The following is a 16,274-nucleotide window of genomic DNA, read 5'->3' on the forward strand; positions in this document are numbered from 1 at the left end:
AAAGGAGGCATCATCAAGACGGAGTTTCCGATGCCCCTGCTCACGCGCCGCAACCTCATCAAGGCTTCCGCCGTCGCCGGCGCCTACGGTGCGGGCATGGCGATCGCGGGGCGGTTCGGGATGGCGCAGGCAGCGCCCGAGCCGCGCGTGCTGACGGCGCGCAAGACCGAGGCGCAGATCGTTGATGCCGCTCCCACCCGGGACATCATGACATGGGGCGATGGCGGCCTGCCGCCAGTGCTGCGCATGCCGAGAGGCAAGCCCTATGCGGCGCGGCTCGCCAACAGCCTCGACGAGCCGACGACGATCCACTGGCACGGGCTGCGCATCGACAACAGGATGGACGGGGTGCCGTTCCTGACCCAGCCCTACGTCTATACGGGCGACAAATTCGACTATCTCTTCACGCCGCCGGATGCCGGCACCTTCTGGTATCACCCGCATTGCAACACGCTGACCCAGATGGGCCACGGCATGACGGGCGTGCTCGTGGTGGAAGATCCGTCCGATCCGGTCTTCGACGCGGAGGTCGTGCTCAACCTGCGTGACTGGCGGCTTGGCGGCGACGGACAGTTCATCGCCCCCTTCCGCCCGCGCGATGCGGCCAAGGCCGGCACCTACGGGACGATCCGCACCGCCAACTGGCATCAGGAGCCGACATATGACGCACCATCGGGCGGGCTGATCCGCCTGCGCATCGTCATCACCGACGTGACCCGCATCTTCCAGCTGAAGATGGAAGGCGCCGATGCGACCGTGATCGCCATCGACGGCAACCCGGTACCGAAGCGTTTCCCGCTGGACCTGCTGCAGATCGGGCCGGGACAGCGGCTGGACCTCGCCGTCCGCATGCCCGACAGCGAAGGCGCGGTCGCAACGCTGGAAGATATTCGCGGCACGACGCCGAAGGTGCTCGCGCGCCTCAGCGCCAGCGGACAATCGCTGAAGCGCGATATCGGTGACCTCGGCCCGCTGGCGGAAAACCCGGTGGCCAAGGCCGACCTCTCTTCGGCGGAGGAGATCCCGCTGGTCCTTTCAGCGACCGCCGAGAACGCCGCCGTCGACAGCATCTGCGGCACGCTCGGTTACAGCTTCTGGGCCATCAACAAGGTGCCGTGGCCGGGCGATACGGCCGATCCGACCGCACCGCTCGCCGAGCTGAAGCTTGGCAAGAGCTACGTCTTCAACCTGGAGAACGTGACGCCCCATACGCACCCGATCCATCTCCACGGCATGAGCTTTACCGTCATCTCCTCCTCGACGCGCGCGGTGATGCCGCTCGTCTCCGATACCTATCTCATCCAGCCCGACGAGAAGGTGCAGCTCGCCTTCGTCGCCGACAATCCCGGCGACTGGGTGCTGCATTGCCATATTATCGAGCACCAGAAGACGGGCATGACGAGCTATGTTCGCGTGGTTTGACAGTGCACGGCTTCCGGCTATCGCCCCGGCGATCCGGCTGGAGCCGCATGTTAGGGTGGCTGTGCCTGCGAACGAACGCAGCAATCGCAGAAAACACCGTCTTCACCCCGGCGAATAAGGCTTCGCCGAGGCTAAGTCCTCTCACCGTATTGACATATCCCGTCGAAAGGGGAAGGAAGGTTAGACGACCTCTTCCTGACGAATGAATTGACATGATCGAAACCACCGCCGATCTGGCGGCCGCCTGCAAAGAGCTGGCCAAGTCCGATTTCATTACTATCGATACTGAATTTCTGCGTGAGACCACCTTCTGGCCGGAACTGTGCCTGATCCAGATGGCGAGCCCGACGGTGGAGGTGCTGGTCGATCCCCTGGCGAAAGACATCGACCTGTCGCCCTTCTTCGAGCTGATGGCCAATCCCAACGTGCTGAAGGTGTTTCACGCGGCGCGGCAGGACATCGAAATCATCTTCAATCGCGGCAACCTGATCCCTCACCCGATCTTCGACACGCAGGTCGCCGCCATGGTCTGCGGCTTCGGCGACAGCGTTTCCTACGACCAGCTCATCAGCCGCACCAAGAACGTCCATATCGACAAGTCCTCGCGCTTCACGGACTGGAGCCGCCGGCCGCTGTCCGACAAGCAGCTCGAATATGCGCTGGCCGACGTGACCCATCTGCGCGACGCCTATCTCTACCTCAAGGCCGAACTGGAGCGCGAAGGCCGCGCCTCCTGGCTGCGCGAGGAGATGGACATCCTGGAATCGCGCGAGACCTACGATATCCACCCTGACGATGCGTGGCAGCGGCTGAAGCTGCGCCTGCGCAAGCCGCAGGAACTCGCCATCCTGAAATTTGTCGCCGCCTGGCGGGAGCGCGAGGCGCGGTCGCGCAACGTGCCGCGCTCGCGCGTGCTGAAGGACGACGCGATCTACGAGATCGCCCAGCAGCAGCCGAAGGATGCCGAAGCGCTCGGCCGCCTGCGCACCATCCCGAAGGGCTGGGAGCGCTCGGCCGCCGGCACCGCCGTGCTCGAAGCGGTCAACGCCGCGCTGGCGCTGCCGCGCTCCGACATGCCGCACGTGCCGCGTCAGGCGCAGCCGCCGGAAGGCGCGGCAGCGGCCGTCGAACTTCTCAAGGTGCTGCTGAAGCTGATCTCCGAAAAGCACGGCGTTGCGCCCAAGGTGATCGCCAACAGCGACGATCTGGACAAGATCGCGGCCGAGGGCGAAAAGGCAGAGGTAGCGGCCATGCACGGCTGGCGGCGCGATCTCTTCGGCGAGCCGGCGCTGCAGCTCATCCGCGGCGAAATCGCCCTGCGCTTTGCCGGCCGCAAGGTCGAAACCGTCGCCCTGCCCGCTTAAAGGCGTGTCGCTGCCGTCAGGGCCTGCCCGCAACGGTTCGAGCCGTTGTTTCCCGCATGTCGTCGCCGCAAAACCGCTTCACACTTTTGCGCGACATGCTTTGCTTGACGCATGTCGGTGCCGCAAAACCGCTTCACACTTTTGCGCGACATGCTTTGCTTGACGCATGTCGTTGTCGCAAAACCGCTTCACACTTTTGCGCGACATGCTTTGCTTGACGCATGTCGTCGCCGCAAAACCGCCGCACACTTTTGCGCGACATGCTTTAAATTCGAAACCTCTTGACCACCGCACCGCGCAGGAAAGAATAGCGGAATGAAGTGCTTCGGCGAAAGGGCGGCATGAGAGAGATATCCCCGGCGCAGAACTGGATCCTGATTGCGCTCGTCCTGGCTCTCAGCGGCGTGGTCTACGATCTGTATTTCTATACCGGCCAGACGCCGATCATCGGAGCGGTATTCGCGCTCTTCATCGGCATGCCGATCCTCGCCTTCGAACGGAAGGTGTTTCTGCGCGGCCTCTACCGGCGCATTCAGAGATTGCCGACCCTTCTCTTCATCGTCTCCGAACTCGTCATCTACGAAATCCTGATGAGCATCGGCTTTGCGGCGGCGGGCCTCCTGCTTGCGCTGCTCGGCGTCCTGAAGCCGCCGGAGATGATCCACGTGCTGATCATGCCGTTCGACGTCTTTCTCTACGCGCTCGCCGTCTGCGCCACATTGATCTTCCTGCTCAGGGTGCGCGAACTGCTGGGGCGCGAGGTTTTCATCAGCATGCTGGTCAGCCGCTACCGCCGGCCGGTCAAGGAGGAGCGCGTCTTCCTGTTCATCGATCTTGCCGAGTCCACCGCCTTTGCCGAAAAGCATGGGGACCTGCGGGCGCAGCAGCTTCTAAGTTCGCTCTTTGCCGCCTTTGCCGAGCCGGTGCGGCGCCATAAGGGCATGATCAACGACTATGTCGGCGATGCGGCCATCATTACATGGCCGCTGGCGCGCGGCACCAGGGATGCGCGCTGCGTGCGCTGCCTCTTCGATATCCTCGCCGATATCGACGCCAATGCCGCAAGCTGGAAGAAGAGCTACGGCCATGTGCCGAAGCTCAGGGCCGCCCTGCACGGCGGCAGCGTCATCACCGCCGAAGTCGGGGTCGACCACCACAAGATCAGCTTCTTCGGCGATACCGTGAATACGACCTCGCGGCTGGAGTCGCTCTGCCGGACGCTGAACCGGCCCGTGCTGATCTCCGCCGAGCTTGCCCAGCGCATGACGCTGCCGGAGGAGATCGTCGGCGAAAACCTCGGCAATCACGCCGTGCGCGGCCGCGGCCAGGGGCTGGATGTCATCGCCCTTTCCTCACGGGCCGTCACCGTTCTCAACCAGCCTGCAACGCTGCGGCGCGGCTGACGCCGCGGCTTGATGCACTCGTCACCAAAGCTTCACCCAATCGTCAATGTGGCGACATGAATGCCCTGCTAAGCGGATGGCGCTTTTGCAATCCGTTCTATGGGGACATCATGAAGAACGTTCTTTTTGCTTCCGTATCACTTTTCATGCTCGTCGCAGGCTCCGCCTCCGCCGACCAGCAGCTTTTCCCGGCAAAGCTCACCGGCCAGGCCATCCTGCCCGCCAACACGGTCGTTCCGGCTCCGGCCGATGCGCCGGCCTTCCTCAAGACCTCCGGCAAATTCACGACCCCGGACCGCAAGCGCACCGAAAAGCTCGGCACGATTGACGGCAAGGACGGCGCCCGTGTCACCGACGTGAAGCTGCCGCTCGACGGCCAGCCGATCCAGGGCTTCTCCGGCATCAAGACCATGCCCGACGGCACGTTCTGGACGCTCTCCGACAACGGCTTCGGCTCGAAGTTCACCTCGTCCGATTCCATGCTGTTCCTGCATCAGCTGAAGTTCGACTGGAACGCCAACAAGATCGACGTGGTCAAGAACATCTTCCTGTCCGACCCGAACAAGATCGCTCCGTTCCCGATCGTGACGGAAGCCTCCGACACGCGTTACCTCACGGGCGCCGATTTCGACATCGAATCCGTGCAGCCGGTCGCCGACGGTTTCTGGCTCGGTGACGAATTCGGCCCCTACCTCCTGAAGATCGACACCGAAGGCCGCCTGACGGACGTCATCCCGACCACCCTCGATGGCAAGCCGGTCCTGTCGCCCGACAACGCGCTGATCCAGCTGCCGGGCAACCCGGTGGCAAAGAACCCGGCCTTCAACCTGAAGCGCTCCGGCGGCTTCGAAGGCCTCGCCATGTCGAAGGACGGCTCCAAGCTCTACGGCCTGCTCGAAGGCGCCATCTACAAGGATGACGGCCAGATGGAATCGGTTGACGGCCACACCGCCATCCGCGTCATCGAATTCGATGTCGCTTCCAAGAAGTGGACCGGCCGCAGCTGGCTCTACCCGTTCGAAGACAAGGGCGTTTCGATCGGCGACTTCAACATGCTCGACGACAGCACCGCTCTCGTGATCGAACGCGACAACGGCGCCGGCACGAAGGACAAGGCCTGCGCCGATCCCAAGCAGCCGAAGCCGGACTGCTTCGAAGCTCCGGCCGAGCTGAAGCGCGTCTACAAGATCGAGTTCAACGACGCCAATGTCGGCAAGGCCGTTCGCAAGATCGGTTACATCGATCTCCTGAACATCCAGGACCCGGACAACAAGAAGAAGGCCGGCGATATGCCCGGCGTCTACAACATGCCCTTCGTGACGATCGAAAACGTCGACCGCGTCGATGCCACGCACATCATCATCGGCAACGACAACAACCTGCCCTTCTCGGCCGGTCGCGCCGTCAACAAGGCTGACAACAACGAGTTCAGCAGCCTCGAAGTCGGCGACTTCCTGAACGCGAAGTAATCTGCAGCCAGCTGGACGATCGGGAGGGCGGTGCGACGGCGCCGCCCTTTTGTTTTGCCGTCACCTGCCTGGACCTGGGCCTGGATCGGGGCCTGGACCGGGGGCGGCGAGGCTGCCTATTCGAAGCGGAACGCCAGCCGCTTGTTCGTCAGCCGCGACAATTGCTGCAGGCGGCCATCGAGGCGCTCGCCGGCGAAATCGCGGTATTCGTGCGGGACCACGAATTCGAGATCGAAATCGGGAGACGCGGACCTGCGGAAGGTCAGGTTGCGCACGATGCCCGGCATCGAGGCCGAGAAGAGGTAGACGACGCGCAGCATGCCGCCGAGCAGCTTGGCACGTTCGATGAATTGCGGGCCGGCGATGGAGGCGAGCGGCGCGGTAGAGCCGTCGTCATGCAGGCCTTCGAAGCGATAGTAGTTCGTCAGCGCGATGAAGGCGCGGCCGGGATGGCTGATGCCGACGAAGGAGGAATGCGCAATGACGTTCAGCGCCTGGGCGCCGCGATAATCGGGATGGGCGCGCCAGCTGATATCGGCCAGCAGGCAGGCGGCCTGCCGGTAGCGGCTTTCCTCCTCGGTCTCCTGAACGCCGAAGAACGGCATCATGCGGCCGGTCCAGTCGGCCAGCTCACGGGCATGTTCCGGAGAGCGGGCGCGCAGGATGGCAAGCTCGCCGGCAGCGACGAGCAGAGGATCGGTGCGGCGTTCGGATTCGGAAAGCAGCGAATAGAGATAGCCTTCGCGCACGCCCTGCGCGGAGAAGGAAATCACCGAAGGCTTCATGGCGTTCAGCACTTCCTTCATGGCGATGGCGCCGAAGGGCAGCAGCGAACGGCGATGCTTGGAAACCGCCTGCAGGGCAGGCTCCTTGGAATCCTTGGCGGTGACGACCTGATCCAGGAACTGCGTCATCCCCTCGAGGGAGACTTCGTAGCCCTGCATCATGTGCAGCGGGTAGCGGGTGATCTCCATGTGCAGCTTGGCAATGTTTCGCCAGGTGCCGCCGACCGCATAGAAGGTGCGCCCCTCCCCCTTGGAGAGCAGCTTGGCGGTCTTGACCTGCTTGCGGGCAAAGGCGCGCGCCTTGGCAAGCGAGCCGCCGGCATATTCGGACAGGCGCAGGCCGCCGAGCGGCAGGGTAATGCCGCCACTGACATCCTTGCCCTTGATATCGATGAGTTCCAGAGAACCGCCGCCGAGATCGCCGGCAATGCCGTCGGGATTGAAAAAGCCGCTGATGATGCCGAGCGAGGCGAAGCGCGCCTCTTCCTCGCCCGAGAGTATGCGGACGTGGCGCTGCAGGATCGTCTCGGCCCGATGGATGAAATCGGGACCGTTGCTCGCCTCGCGGGCGGCGGCCGTCGCCAGCACATACATCGTGGCGGCGCGCGCCTGGTCGGAGAGAGCCTTGAAGCGGTGAAGGGCCTGCAGCGCGCGTGCGACGCTTTCCTCATCCATCTTGCCGGTCAGGGCTATGCCCTTGCCGAGACCGCAAAGGACCTTTTCGTTGAAGAGGATGGTGGGCGAACGTGACAGGCCTTCGTAGACGACCAGACGGATGGAGTTCGATCCGATATCGACAACGGAGACCGGGGCGATTCCCGGAAGTCGCCCCTGGGCTTCAGATTCAACCATTAGGTCCAGTTTACTTGTTGTTCCGGCCTTCGAGCAGCCCGGCGATCAGCTTCGGCGCACTCGATTTCAGAGCTTCACCGCGGCCGGACAGGCTGGGATTGGTCATGAAATATTGCTGCGCATTAAACGGTTCTTCGCCCCTGCGCACTTCCATGCGCCGCGACGTACCGTCGGGCAATATCTCGTAGCTTTGTTGATTGTCAATCACATTGCCCAGCATAATCTGTGACAAAACCTGCTCGTGGACGGTCGGATTCGTCAACGGAACGAGCGTTTCGACGCGGCGGTCGAGGTTTCTCGGCATCATGTCGGCCGAGCCGATATAGACAAGCGCCTTGTCCGACGGCAGGCCGTGACCATTGCCGAAGCAGAAGATGCGGCTGTGTTCGAGGAAACGGCCGACGATCGATTTGACGCGGATCCTGTCGGAAAGGCCGGGCACCTGCGGGCGCAGGCAGCAGATGCCGCGCACGACGAGATCGATCTCGACGCCGGCACGGCTCGCCGTATAGAGCGCGTCGATGATATCGGGATCGACCAGCGCGTTCATCTTCATCCAGATCGACGCCGGACGGCCGTTGCGGGCATGCTCGATTTCTTCGTTGATGTGGCGAAGGATGCGCGAGCGCAGCGTGTAAGGCGAAACGGCCAGCTTCATGCCTTCTTCCGGCTCGCCGTAACCGGTGATGAAGTTGAAGATGTTCGCCATGTCGTGGGCGATGACGGGATTGCAGGTGAAGAAGGACAGGTCGGTATAAATCTTCGCGGTGATCGGATGATAGTTGCCGGTGCCGAGATGGCAGTAGCTGCGCAGCTTGCCCTCTTCGCGGCGCACGACCAGCGACATCTTGGCGTGGGTCTTGAGCTCGATAAAGCCGAAGACGACCTGTACGCCGGCGCGCTCCAGGTCGCGCGCCCAGCGGATATTGGCCTCTTCGTCGAAGCGGGCCTTGAGTTCGACCAGTGCCGTCACCGACTTGCCGGCCTCGGCGGCATCGACCAGGGCGCGCACGATCGGGCTGTCGTTGGAAGTCCGGTAGAGCGTCTGCTTTATCGCCAGAACATCAGGATCGCGCGCAGCCTGGAGAAGGAACTGGACCACCACGTCGAACGATTCGTAAGGGTGGTGGACCACCATGTCCTTTTCCCGGATGGCGGCGAAGCAATCACCGGCATGTTCACGGACACGTTCGGGAAATCGCGCATTGTAGGGCGGGAAGCGCAGGTCGTCGCGCGGCGCCTTGGTGATTTCGGACAGCGTGTTGAGCGCCAGCAGGCCGGGCAGGACGGCGACGCGGTTGTCCGGAATGCTGAGCGCCTGGACCACGAACTGGCGCAGCGAAACCGGCATTTCGGAATCCGTCTCGATGCGGATGACCTTGCCGCGGCGGCGGCGCTTCAGCGCGGTCTCGAAGAAGCGCACAAGATCTTCGGCCTCTTCCTCGACTTCGATATCGCTGTCGCGGATGACGCGGAACGTACCCGAGCCCTGCACCTCGTAGCCGGGATAGAGCCGGTGGATGAAAATATTGGCGACGTCTTCCAGCGTGATGTAGCGGATCGTGTTGCGATCGTCCGGCAGGCGGATGAAACGGTCGAGGGCCGGCGGCAGGCGCAGGAGCGCCGTCATCGGCTCGCGGCCGTTCCGACTGACGAGCTGCAGGCCAATCGAGAAGCCGAGGTTCGGAATGAACGGGAACGGGTGGGCGGGATCGATGGAGAGCGGCGTCAGCACCGGGAAGATCGACTGCTCGAACTCGTTTGCCAGCCACTGGCGATCGGTATCGCTCAAGGCGCCCGGACGCACGATCAGGATATCTTCCTTGGCGAGATATTGCTGCAGCACGGCAAGCGAAGCCTGCTGCTCCATCTGCAGGTGATCGATCTCGCTCAGGATGGAATCGAGCTGCTCGGCGGGCGTGCGGCCGTCCGGGCTCTTGATGACGATGCTCTGGCGCACCTGGCCTTCGAGGCCGGCAACGCGCACCATGAAGAATTCGTCGAGGTTGGCGGCCGAAATCGACAGGAAGCGGACGCGCTCGAGCAGCGGATGCTCGGTGTTCAGCGTTTCCTCAAGCACACGGCGGTTGAACTGCAGCCAGGAAAATTCACGGTTGATGAAGCGCTCGGGGCTCGACAGCAGCTGCTCCAGCGGCGGCAGGCCGGCACTGTCGTCCGGAGTGGATTCCTGATGTTCCTGATATGCGCTATCCATGGTCCACTCACCCTGCTTTTATCGGCTTCGGCGAATATATCAGTTTCACGACGGAACTGTGACAGTCAATCGCCCGAGCCGGAATTGCCCAATTCATTCAATACTTCGGCGGCAAGCGAACGGGTAATGCCCGTGCCTCTGGAAAGCGCCAGCCGGTCGAGCCTTTCGACGATCGTCTGGGCGGCGTTGAGCGACCGCTCCATGCGATTGACGATATAAAGGACGAGTTTGTCATCTATATAAAGCTGCCGGTCGGCGAAGAGCTTGACGATGACCTGCGACAGCAGTTCCTCGTCGGGCTCGCCGATCTCCACGACCGTCGCCGCCTTCAGGCGCGAGCGCAGATCGGGCAGCGTGACCGGCCAGGACATGGGCCAGAGGCGGCTCGTCATCAGCAGGCTGGTGCCGTTTTCCCGCACGCTGTTGATGACATGAAAGAGCGTGGCGTCGTCGAAGCCCGTACGATCGACATCCTCGAAAAGCACAGGGCCATTGGCGGCCGTGATCGCGGCGTCGGAACCGGCGTCGGGATGGATGAGCTTGGCTCCGCTCACCTCCTTCCAGATGCCGGCGAGATGCGTTTTGCCGGAGCCGACGGGACCGGCAAGAATGACCACCGGCGAGGGCCAGTGCGGCCAGGCATCGACGATCGAAACGGCGGCGGCCAGCCGCTCCGAGATCAGGAGATCGTCGCGTCCGGTGGCAACGTCATGCGAAAAGGCCAGCGGAAGCTGTTCTCCGGCCCTGCGCTTCGGATCAGCGTTCTTCACGTCATTCATCGGAAACTGATTTCATCTTCGCGGCCCGGTCGCCCGGCGACCCGCCATAGTAGAGATCGCTTTGAAGGTAGCGCGAAAGCGCAAAGCGGACAAGCACGCCGACGGCGGCAGCGGCCGGCACCGCGACGAGCAGGCCGACGAAACCGAAGAGCGCGCCGAAGGCAAAGAGTGCAAACATCAGCCAGACGGGGTGCAGGCCGACGCTGGAGCCGACGAGCTTCGGCTGCAGGATATTGCCTTCCAGGAACTGGCCGGAGAAGAAGACCGCGAGAACCGCTGCGATCCAGATATAGTCAGGCCAGAACTGGACGAGCGCCACGCCGACCGCAAGCACGAGGCCGACCAGCGAGCCGACATAGGGAATGAAGCTGATCATGCCGGCAAAAAGCCCGATGAGCAGGCCGAAATTCAGGCCGACGATCGACAGGCCCAGGGCATAATAGATGCCGAGGATCAGGCAGAGCGAGCCCTGCCCGCGAATGAAGCCGGCAATCGCCTGATCCACTTCCCTGGCGATCTGGCGCACGTCGCTCACATAATCGCGCGGCACCCACTGATCGACCTTGGCGACCATGCGGTCCCAATCGAGCAGGATGTAGAAGGCGACGACCGGGGTGACGACGAGCAGCGAAATGACGTCGACGATCGCCTTGCCGGAATTCCAGATCTGCGAGAAGAGGCCGGTCAGGAAGCCCATGCCCTCCGACAGGATGCCCGAGAAATTGTCCTTGATGGTTCCGAGCTGGCTTCTGATCCAGCCGGGCAGCATGGAATCCTGGTAGTTGGCGATGAATTGCTGCAGCTGGCTGACATAGCCCGGCACACGCTGGGCGAAATCGTTGAACTGGTTGATGAGGACCGGGATGAGGATCACCAGCGCCAGCGCGAAGATGATGACGAAGGCCACGAGGATGAGGATGGTCGCCATCAGGCGGCTCAAGCCCAGCCGCTGCAGCCTGTCGGCCACCGGATCGAGGAAATAGGCGATCGACATGCCGGCAATGAAGGGCAGCAGGATCGAGCTGAAAATATAGAGGAAGGCGATGAAGGTGAGCAGGACCGCCACCCAGAAGATGATCTGGCGCTTCAGGATCGTTCCGCTGACTTGTTGTGGCATCGCTTCCCCGCTGATCGCACGCCCTGCCCCGACCGCATTCCAGCGGCTCCGGCCGTTTCAGCACATAGGATGGAGGCACGAAGATGGTCAACCCTGTTGCGCCGAATCCGGAAAGCGCACAGGGATTAGCTGGAAAATGGGGGCTTTTCCCTTGCAACGCTTGCATAAAGCGCACTCTCATGCAATTGCGACCGGCATGTGACGCGGTCCTTTATCCGCAGCTTTAAATCCTCCGGAGATCAGCATGAGCCAGTCTGGAAAAAACGGCCTGACCTATAGCGATGCAGGCGTCGATATCGATGCCGGCAACCTGATGGTGGAGAAGATCAAGCCAGCCGTCCGCTCCACGCGCCGGCCGGGCGCCGATGGCGAGATCGGCGGCTTCGGCGGCCTCTTCGACCTCAAGGCCGCCGGCTTCACCGATCCGGTCCTGGTCGCCGCCAATGACGGCGTCGGCACGAAGCTGAAAATCGCCATCGACGCCGACTATCACGACACCGTCGGCATCGACCTTGTCGCCATGTGCGTCAACGACCTCGTCGTGCAGGGCGCCGAACCGCTCTTCTTCCTCGACTATTTCGCCACCGGCAAGCTCGATCCGGACCAGGGTGCGGCGATCGTCGGCGGCATCGCCGCCGGCTGCCGCGAGGCGGGCTGCGCGCTGATCGGCGGCGAAACGGCGGAAATGCCGGGCATGTATTCCTCCGGCGATTATGACCTCGCCGGCTTTGCCGTGGGTGCCGCCGAGCGCGGCAAGCTGCTGCCTTCCGGCGATATTGCCGAAGGCGACGTCATTCTCGGCCTCTCCTCGTCCGGCGTTCATTCGAACGGCTTCTCGCTGGTGCGCAAGATCGTTTCGCTGTCCGGCCTCGGCTGGGATGCGGCCGCCCCCTTTGCCGAAGGCAAGAAGCTCGGCGAAGCCCTGCTGACGCCGACACGCATCTATGTGAAGCCGCTGTTGAAAGCGATCCGCGAGACGGGGGCGCTGAAGGCGCTTGCCCATATTACCGGCGGCGGTTTCCCGGAAAATATTCCGCGCGTCCTGCCGAAGCATCTCGCCGCCGAGATCGACCTTTCCGCCGTCAAGGCGCCGGCGGTCTTCTCTTGGCTTGCCAGGACGGGCGGGGTCGAAGCCAGGGAGATGCTGCGCACCTTCAACTGCGGCATCGGCATGATCGTCGTCGTCGCGCCGGAGAATGTCGCTGACGTCTCCAAGGTGCTCGAGGCCGAAGGCGAAACGGTGGTGACGCTCGGCCGCATGGTCGCCCGCGCCGAGGGCGAAGCCGGCACGATCTACAAGGGCACGCTCGCCCTATGAGTTCGCCGCGCAAACGCACCGTCGTTTTCATTTCCGGCAGCGGCTCCAACATGATGGCGCTGGTGCAGGCGGCCAAGGCCGAGGACTATCCCGCCGAGATCGTCGGCGTGATCTCCGACCGGGCGGATGCCGGCGGGCTGGCCAAGGCTGCCGCCGAGGGCATTGCCACCTTCGCCTTCGTGCGCAAGGACTATGGGAGCAAGGACGAGCACGAGGCGGCGATCCTTGCCGCGCTCGAGGCGCTGTCGCCCGACATTATCTGCCTTGCCGGCTACATGCGGCTCCTCTCGGGCGCCTTCATCCAGCGCCACGAAGGCCGCATCATCAATATCCACCCTTCCCTGCTGCCGCTCTTTCCGGGGTTGCACACGCATCAGCGGGCCATCGATGCCGGCATGCGGATTGCCGGCTGCACGGTGCATTTCGTCACCGAAGGCATGGACGAAGGCCCGGTGATCGGCCAGGCCGCGGTGCCGGTGCTTGCAGGCGATACCGCCGAGGCGCTGGCCGGACGCGTGCTGACGATCGAACACCAGCTCTATCCGCAGGCGCTCCGCCTTTTCGCCGAGGGCAAGGTGAAGATGGAAGGCGGAAGAGCGGTCGGGACGGCAGCTTCCGGCACCGCTCCCAAATCGCAGTTGATTTCGCTGATCGCCGACTAAAACGGCGCCGCGAAGCCCAGCGCTGATCGTGACCGCCGATGCCCGTCTGCAAAAGGCTGCTCGGGACGAGAACCTCGCCAGTCCTTCAGGCTAGGCGAGGCTCGCCTTGTTCAGCACGGTCCATTGCAGCAGCGTGATCGTCTTGAGATCGACGATCTCTCCCCTTTCGACCATCGCAAGGGCTTCCGGCAGCGACACCTCCAGCACCTCGATATCCTCGTGCTCTTCCTCAAGGCCGCCGCCGTCCGATGTCCGGTCGGCGGTATCGACCGTCGACGCAAAGAAATGCACGACTTCGGTGATCGAGCCCGGCGCGGTGTAGGACTTGAAGAGGAAGCGCACGTCGCGGACCGTGTAGCCCGTCTCCTCCATCGCCTCGCGGCAGATGGCGGCTTGCGGTTCGTCGCCGTCGAGCAGGCCGGCGGGGACCTCGATCATCCAGGCGGGATCGCCGTTCACATAGGCCGGCAGGCGGAACTGCTTCACCAGCACGACGACATCGCGCCGGGGATCATAGAGCAGAATGCAGGCGGCGGGCGTGCGGTGATAGACCTCGCGCGGCAGGCGATGGGTCACGCCGTTGCGGTCGGTATAGTCGATCTGGTAGCCGGTCAGCTTCGTCCAGCCGTCGGACAGGGTTTCCTTGCCGGCGATTTCCACTTTTGCTTTCGATTGCGTCATACCGTGTCCCTGTCGGCGTCCCTGCGAAGCCAGACCTTGTTGTCATGCACGGCTGCGCCGCCATAGGGCGCGACGGGATCGGCGCCGGTGAGAACGTTGATGCCTTCGCCATCGACATGCGCCTTGTTGGGCCAGAGGCCCTCGGCAATCAGCACGCCGGGCCTGACCTCGGTCGTCACGCGCACATGGATGCGCAGATCGCCGCGCCGATTGCCGATGCGGACGAGATCGCCGTCGCCGATGCCGTTCGCCTCGGCATCGGCAGGATTGACCATCACTTCCGGACGGCCTTCCTTCTGGCGCGAGGTCTTCGTTTCCGAAAAGCTCGAATTCAGGAAGTTGCGCGCCGGCGAAGTCGCCAGGCGGAAGGGATGCTCGGGATCGGCAAGCTCGATGACATCGACCTGGTCCGGAAAACTCGGCAGCTCGGCATAGGGGCCGAGCGTGCCGACGGAGGCAGGCGGCTTGTTCGGTGCCGCTCCGTTCACCCAGTCGGGACGGAAGTGGAACTTGCCGTCGGCATGGGCAAAGCCATTGAGATAATGCGCTTCCTCGAAGGCCGGCTGGCGGTCGAACCACTTGTGTTCGAGGAAATGGTCGTAATCCGGCAGGCCGCTTGCCGCCAGGACGCGATCGATCATTTCGCGCGCCGTGAAGCCGAAGCCGGGACGGTCGGCGACGCCGAGGCGCTTTGCCAATTCCTCGATGACGAAGAGGTTGGTGCGCACGGTCTCCGGCGGCTCGACGAGCTTCGGCCCAAGCAGGATGTGGTTCTGGCCGCCGGCACGGTAGATATCGTCATGCTCGACGAACATGGTGGCGGGGATGACGATATCGGCCATTTCGGCCGTCTCGGTCATGAACTGCTCGTGGACGGCGACGAAAAGGTCGTCGCGGGCAAAGCCGCGCTTCACCAGCCGCTGTTCGGGGGCGATATTCACCGGATTGGTGTTCTGGATCAGCATGGCCGTAACCGGGCCGCGATGGCGAAGGGCGACGGCGTCACCCGTCAACGCCCGGCCGATCTGCGACTGGTCGATCATGCGGATATCGGCATCCTTCATCGACTTGCCGGTCAGTTCCGCATTGTTCATGCGGAAAATATCGCTGTTGGAATGGAAGGCGCCGCCGCCCTCATATTGCCAGGAGCCGAGCACGGTGGCGACCGAGGCGGCCGCATGCATGGCGACGGCGCCGTTGCGCTGGCGGGTGAAGCCGTAGCCCAGGCGGAAGAAGGTCTTCTTCGTCGTGCCGACGAGCTTGCCGAAGGCTTCGATCTCCTCGACCGAAAGGCCGGTGATCGCTGCCGCCCATTCCGGCGTCTTCGATTTCAGATGCGCTTCGAGGCCGGCGGGATCGTCGGCATATTTCGCCATGTAGGCGCGGTCGGCATAACCGTCGCGGAAGGCGATGTGCATGGCGGCGCAGGCGAGCGCCGCATCGGTGCCGGGCCTGACGACGAGGGCCATGTCGGCCTGCTTCATCGTCGGATTGTCGTAGATGTCGATGACGACGATCCTGGCGCCGCGTTCCTTGCGCGCCTTGACCGCGTGGGTCATCACGTTGACCTGCGTGGCGACCGCGTTCGTGCCCCAGATGACGACGCAATCGGCGCGCGCCATCTCGCGCGGGTCGGGGCCGCGCAGCATGCCGGTCGCCATGGTGAAACCGGTCCAGGCGGGATTGGTGCAGATCGAGGAGAAGAAGCCGGAATAGCGCTTGGCATGGCGCAGGCGCTCGATCGAGTCACGCTGCACCCAGCCCATGGTGCCGGCGTAGAAATAGGGCCAGACCGCCTCGCTGCCGTCCCTGGCCTCGGCCTTCACGAAAGCTTCGGCGATCTCGTCCAGCGCATCGTCCCAGGAAACCTGCTGCCATTGCCCCGCCCCTTTGGCGCCGGTGCGGCGCAGCGGATGCATAAGGCGGTCCGGGTGATAAAGGCGCTCGGCGTAACGGGCGACCTTGGCACAGATGACACCCGACGTATAGGAATGGTCGTTGGCGCCGCGCACACGGCCGACGCGGCCGTCTTGCGTGATATCCACCTCCAGTGCGCAGGTGGAGGGACAGTCGTGCGGACAGGCCGTGTGACCGATGCGGGATTTGGCATGGATGGGGGTCGCAATGTTCATGCGATTTCTATATGCCAAGGCTTGAGCGGCCAAAAGGCACAAAAATTCCCCGTCATCCGAATTCATAACAGGCAT

12 protein-coding genes are annotated in these 16,274 nt (G+C 63.3%); 6 read left to right on the forward strand and 6 right to left on the reverse strand.

Annotated features, from left to right (window positions below; translation table 11 throughout):
- Positions 1-30 precede the first annotated feature (30 nt).
- The 4 genes from ACU8HS_RS02340 to ACU8HS_RS02355 all read left to right on the forward strand — a co-directional run bounded on the left by ACU8HS_RS02340 (position 31) and on the right by ACU8HS_RS02355 (position 5,658).
- Positions 31-1,422, forward strand: a complete 1,392-nt coding sequence (locus ACU8HS_RS02340) for a multicopper oxidase family protein (RefSeq protein WP_447015338.1) — start codon at positions 31-33, stop codon at positions 1,420-1,422.
- Between the two features lie 212 nt (positions 1,423-1,634).
- Positions 1,635-2,786 carry a ribonuclease D gene (gene rnd, locus ACU8HS_RS02345; protein ID WP_112566011.1) on the forward strand — a complete coding sequence of 384 codons (1,152 nt, stop codon included), beginning with the start codon at positions 1,635-1,637 and terminating at the stop codon, positions 2,784-2,786.
- 341 nt (positions 2,787-3,127) lie between these two features.
- Positions 3,128-4,189 (forward strand): adenylate/guanylate cyclase domain-containing protein, encoded by a 1,062-nt coding sequence (locus ACU8HS_RS02350; protein WP_447015339.1) that lies wholly within the window; start codon positions 3,128-3,130, stop codon positions 4,187-4,189.
- 110 nt (positions 4,190-4,299) lie between these two features.
- The gene (locus ACU8HS_RS02355; protein ID WP_447015340.1) at positions 4,300-5,658 is read left to right on the forward strand and encodes an esterase-like activity of phytase family protein; all 1,359 of its coding nucleotides are present in this window, start codon (positions 4,300-4,302) and stop codon (positions 5,656-5,658) included.
- A 116-nt stretch (positions 5,659-5,774) separates the two neighbouring features.
- Here ACU8HS_RS02355 and ppx read toward each other — a convergent pair whose 3' ends face one another.
- The 4 genes from ppx to ACU8HS_RS02375 all read right to left on the reverse strand — a co-directional run bounded on the left by ppx (position 5,775) and on the right by ACU8HS_RS02375 (position 11,406).
- The gene (ppx, locus tag ACU8HS_RS02360; RefSeq protein WP_447015341.1) at positions 5,775-7,295 is read right to left on the reverse strand and encodes an exopolyphosphatase; all 1,521 of its coding nucleotides are present in this window, start codon (positions 7,293-7,295) and stop codon (positions 5,775-5,777) included.
- Between the two features lie 10 nt (positions 7,296-7,305).
- Positions 7,306-9,510 carry an RNA degradosome polyphosphate kinase gene (locus ACU8HS_RS02365; RefSeq protein ID WP_112566002.1) on the reverse strand — a complete coding sequence of 735 codons (2,205 nt, stop codon included), beginning with the start codon at positions 9,508-9,510 and terminating at the stop codon, positions 7,306-7,308.
- Positions 9,511-9,575: 65 nt separating this feature from the next.
- Positions 9,576-10,289 carry a DnaA regulatory inactivator HdaA gene (hdaA, locus tag ACU8HS_RS02370; RefSeq protein WP_112756815.1) on the reverse strand — a complete coding sequence of 238 codons (714 nt, stop codon included), beginning with the start codon at positions 10,287-10,289 and terminating at the stop codon, positions 9,576-9,578.
- Entirely contained in the window at positions 10,282-11,406 is a 1,125-nt protein-coding gene (locus tag ACU8HS_RS02375) for an AI-2E family transporter (protein WP_112565996.1), read from the reverse strand. The genes hdaA and ACU8HS_RS02375 overlap by 8 nt, the downstream gene beginning before the upstream one ends.
- A gap of 244 nt (positions 11,407-11,650) precedes the next feature.
- Between ACU8HS_RS02375 and purM the strand changes: the two genes are divergently transcribed.
- Positions 11,651-12,724, forward strand: coding sequence for a phosphoribosylformylglycinamidine cyclo-ligase (purM, locus tag ACU8HS_RS02380; protein ID WP_112565993.1), 1,074 nt, complete (start codon positions 11,651-11,653; stop codon positions 12,722-12,724).
- Positions 12,721-13,386, forward strand: coding sequence for a phosphoribosylglycinamide formyltransferase (gene purN, locus ACU8HS_RS02385; protein ID WP_112756817.1), 666 nt, complete (start codon positions 12,721-12,723; stop codon positions 13,384-13,386). The genes purM and purN overlap by 4 nt, the downstream gene beginning before the upstream one ends.
- A gap of 90 nt (positions 13,387-13,476) precedes the next feature.
- On the opposite strand, the gene ACU8HS_RS02390 is transcribed toward purN, so the two are convergent.
- Positions 13,477-14,067: an NUDIX domain-containing protein gene (locus ACU8HS_RS02390; RefSeq protein WP_447015342.1), complete on the reverse strand. Its 591-nt coding sequence runs from the start codon at positions 14,065-14,067 to the stop codon at positions 13,477-13,479.
- Entirely contained in the window at positions 14,064-16,265 is a 2,202-nt protein-coding gene (locus ACU8HS_RS02395) for a molybdopterin-containing oxidoreductase family protein (RefSeq protein WP_447015343.1), read from the reverse strand. The genes ACU8HS_RS02390 and ACU8HS_RS02395 overlap by 4 nt, the downstream gene beginning before the upstream one ends.
- Positions 16,266-16,274: the final 9 nt, after the last annotated feature.

The organism is Rhizobium sp. KDH_Rht_773_N (assembly GCF_052946295.1).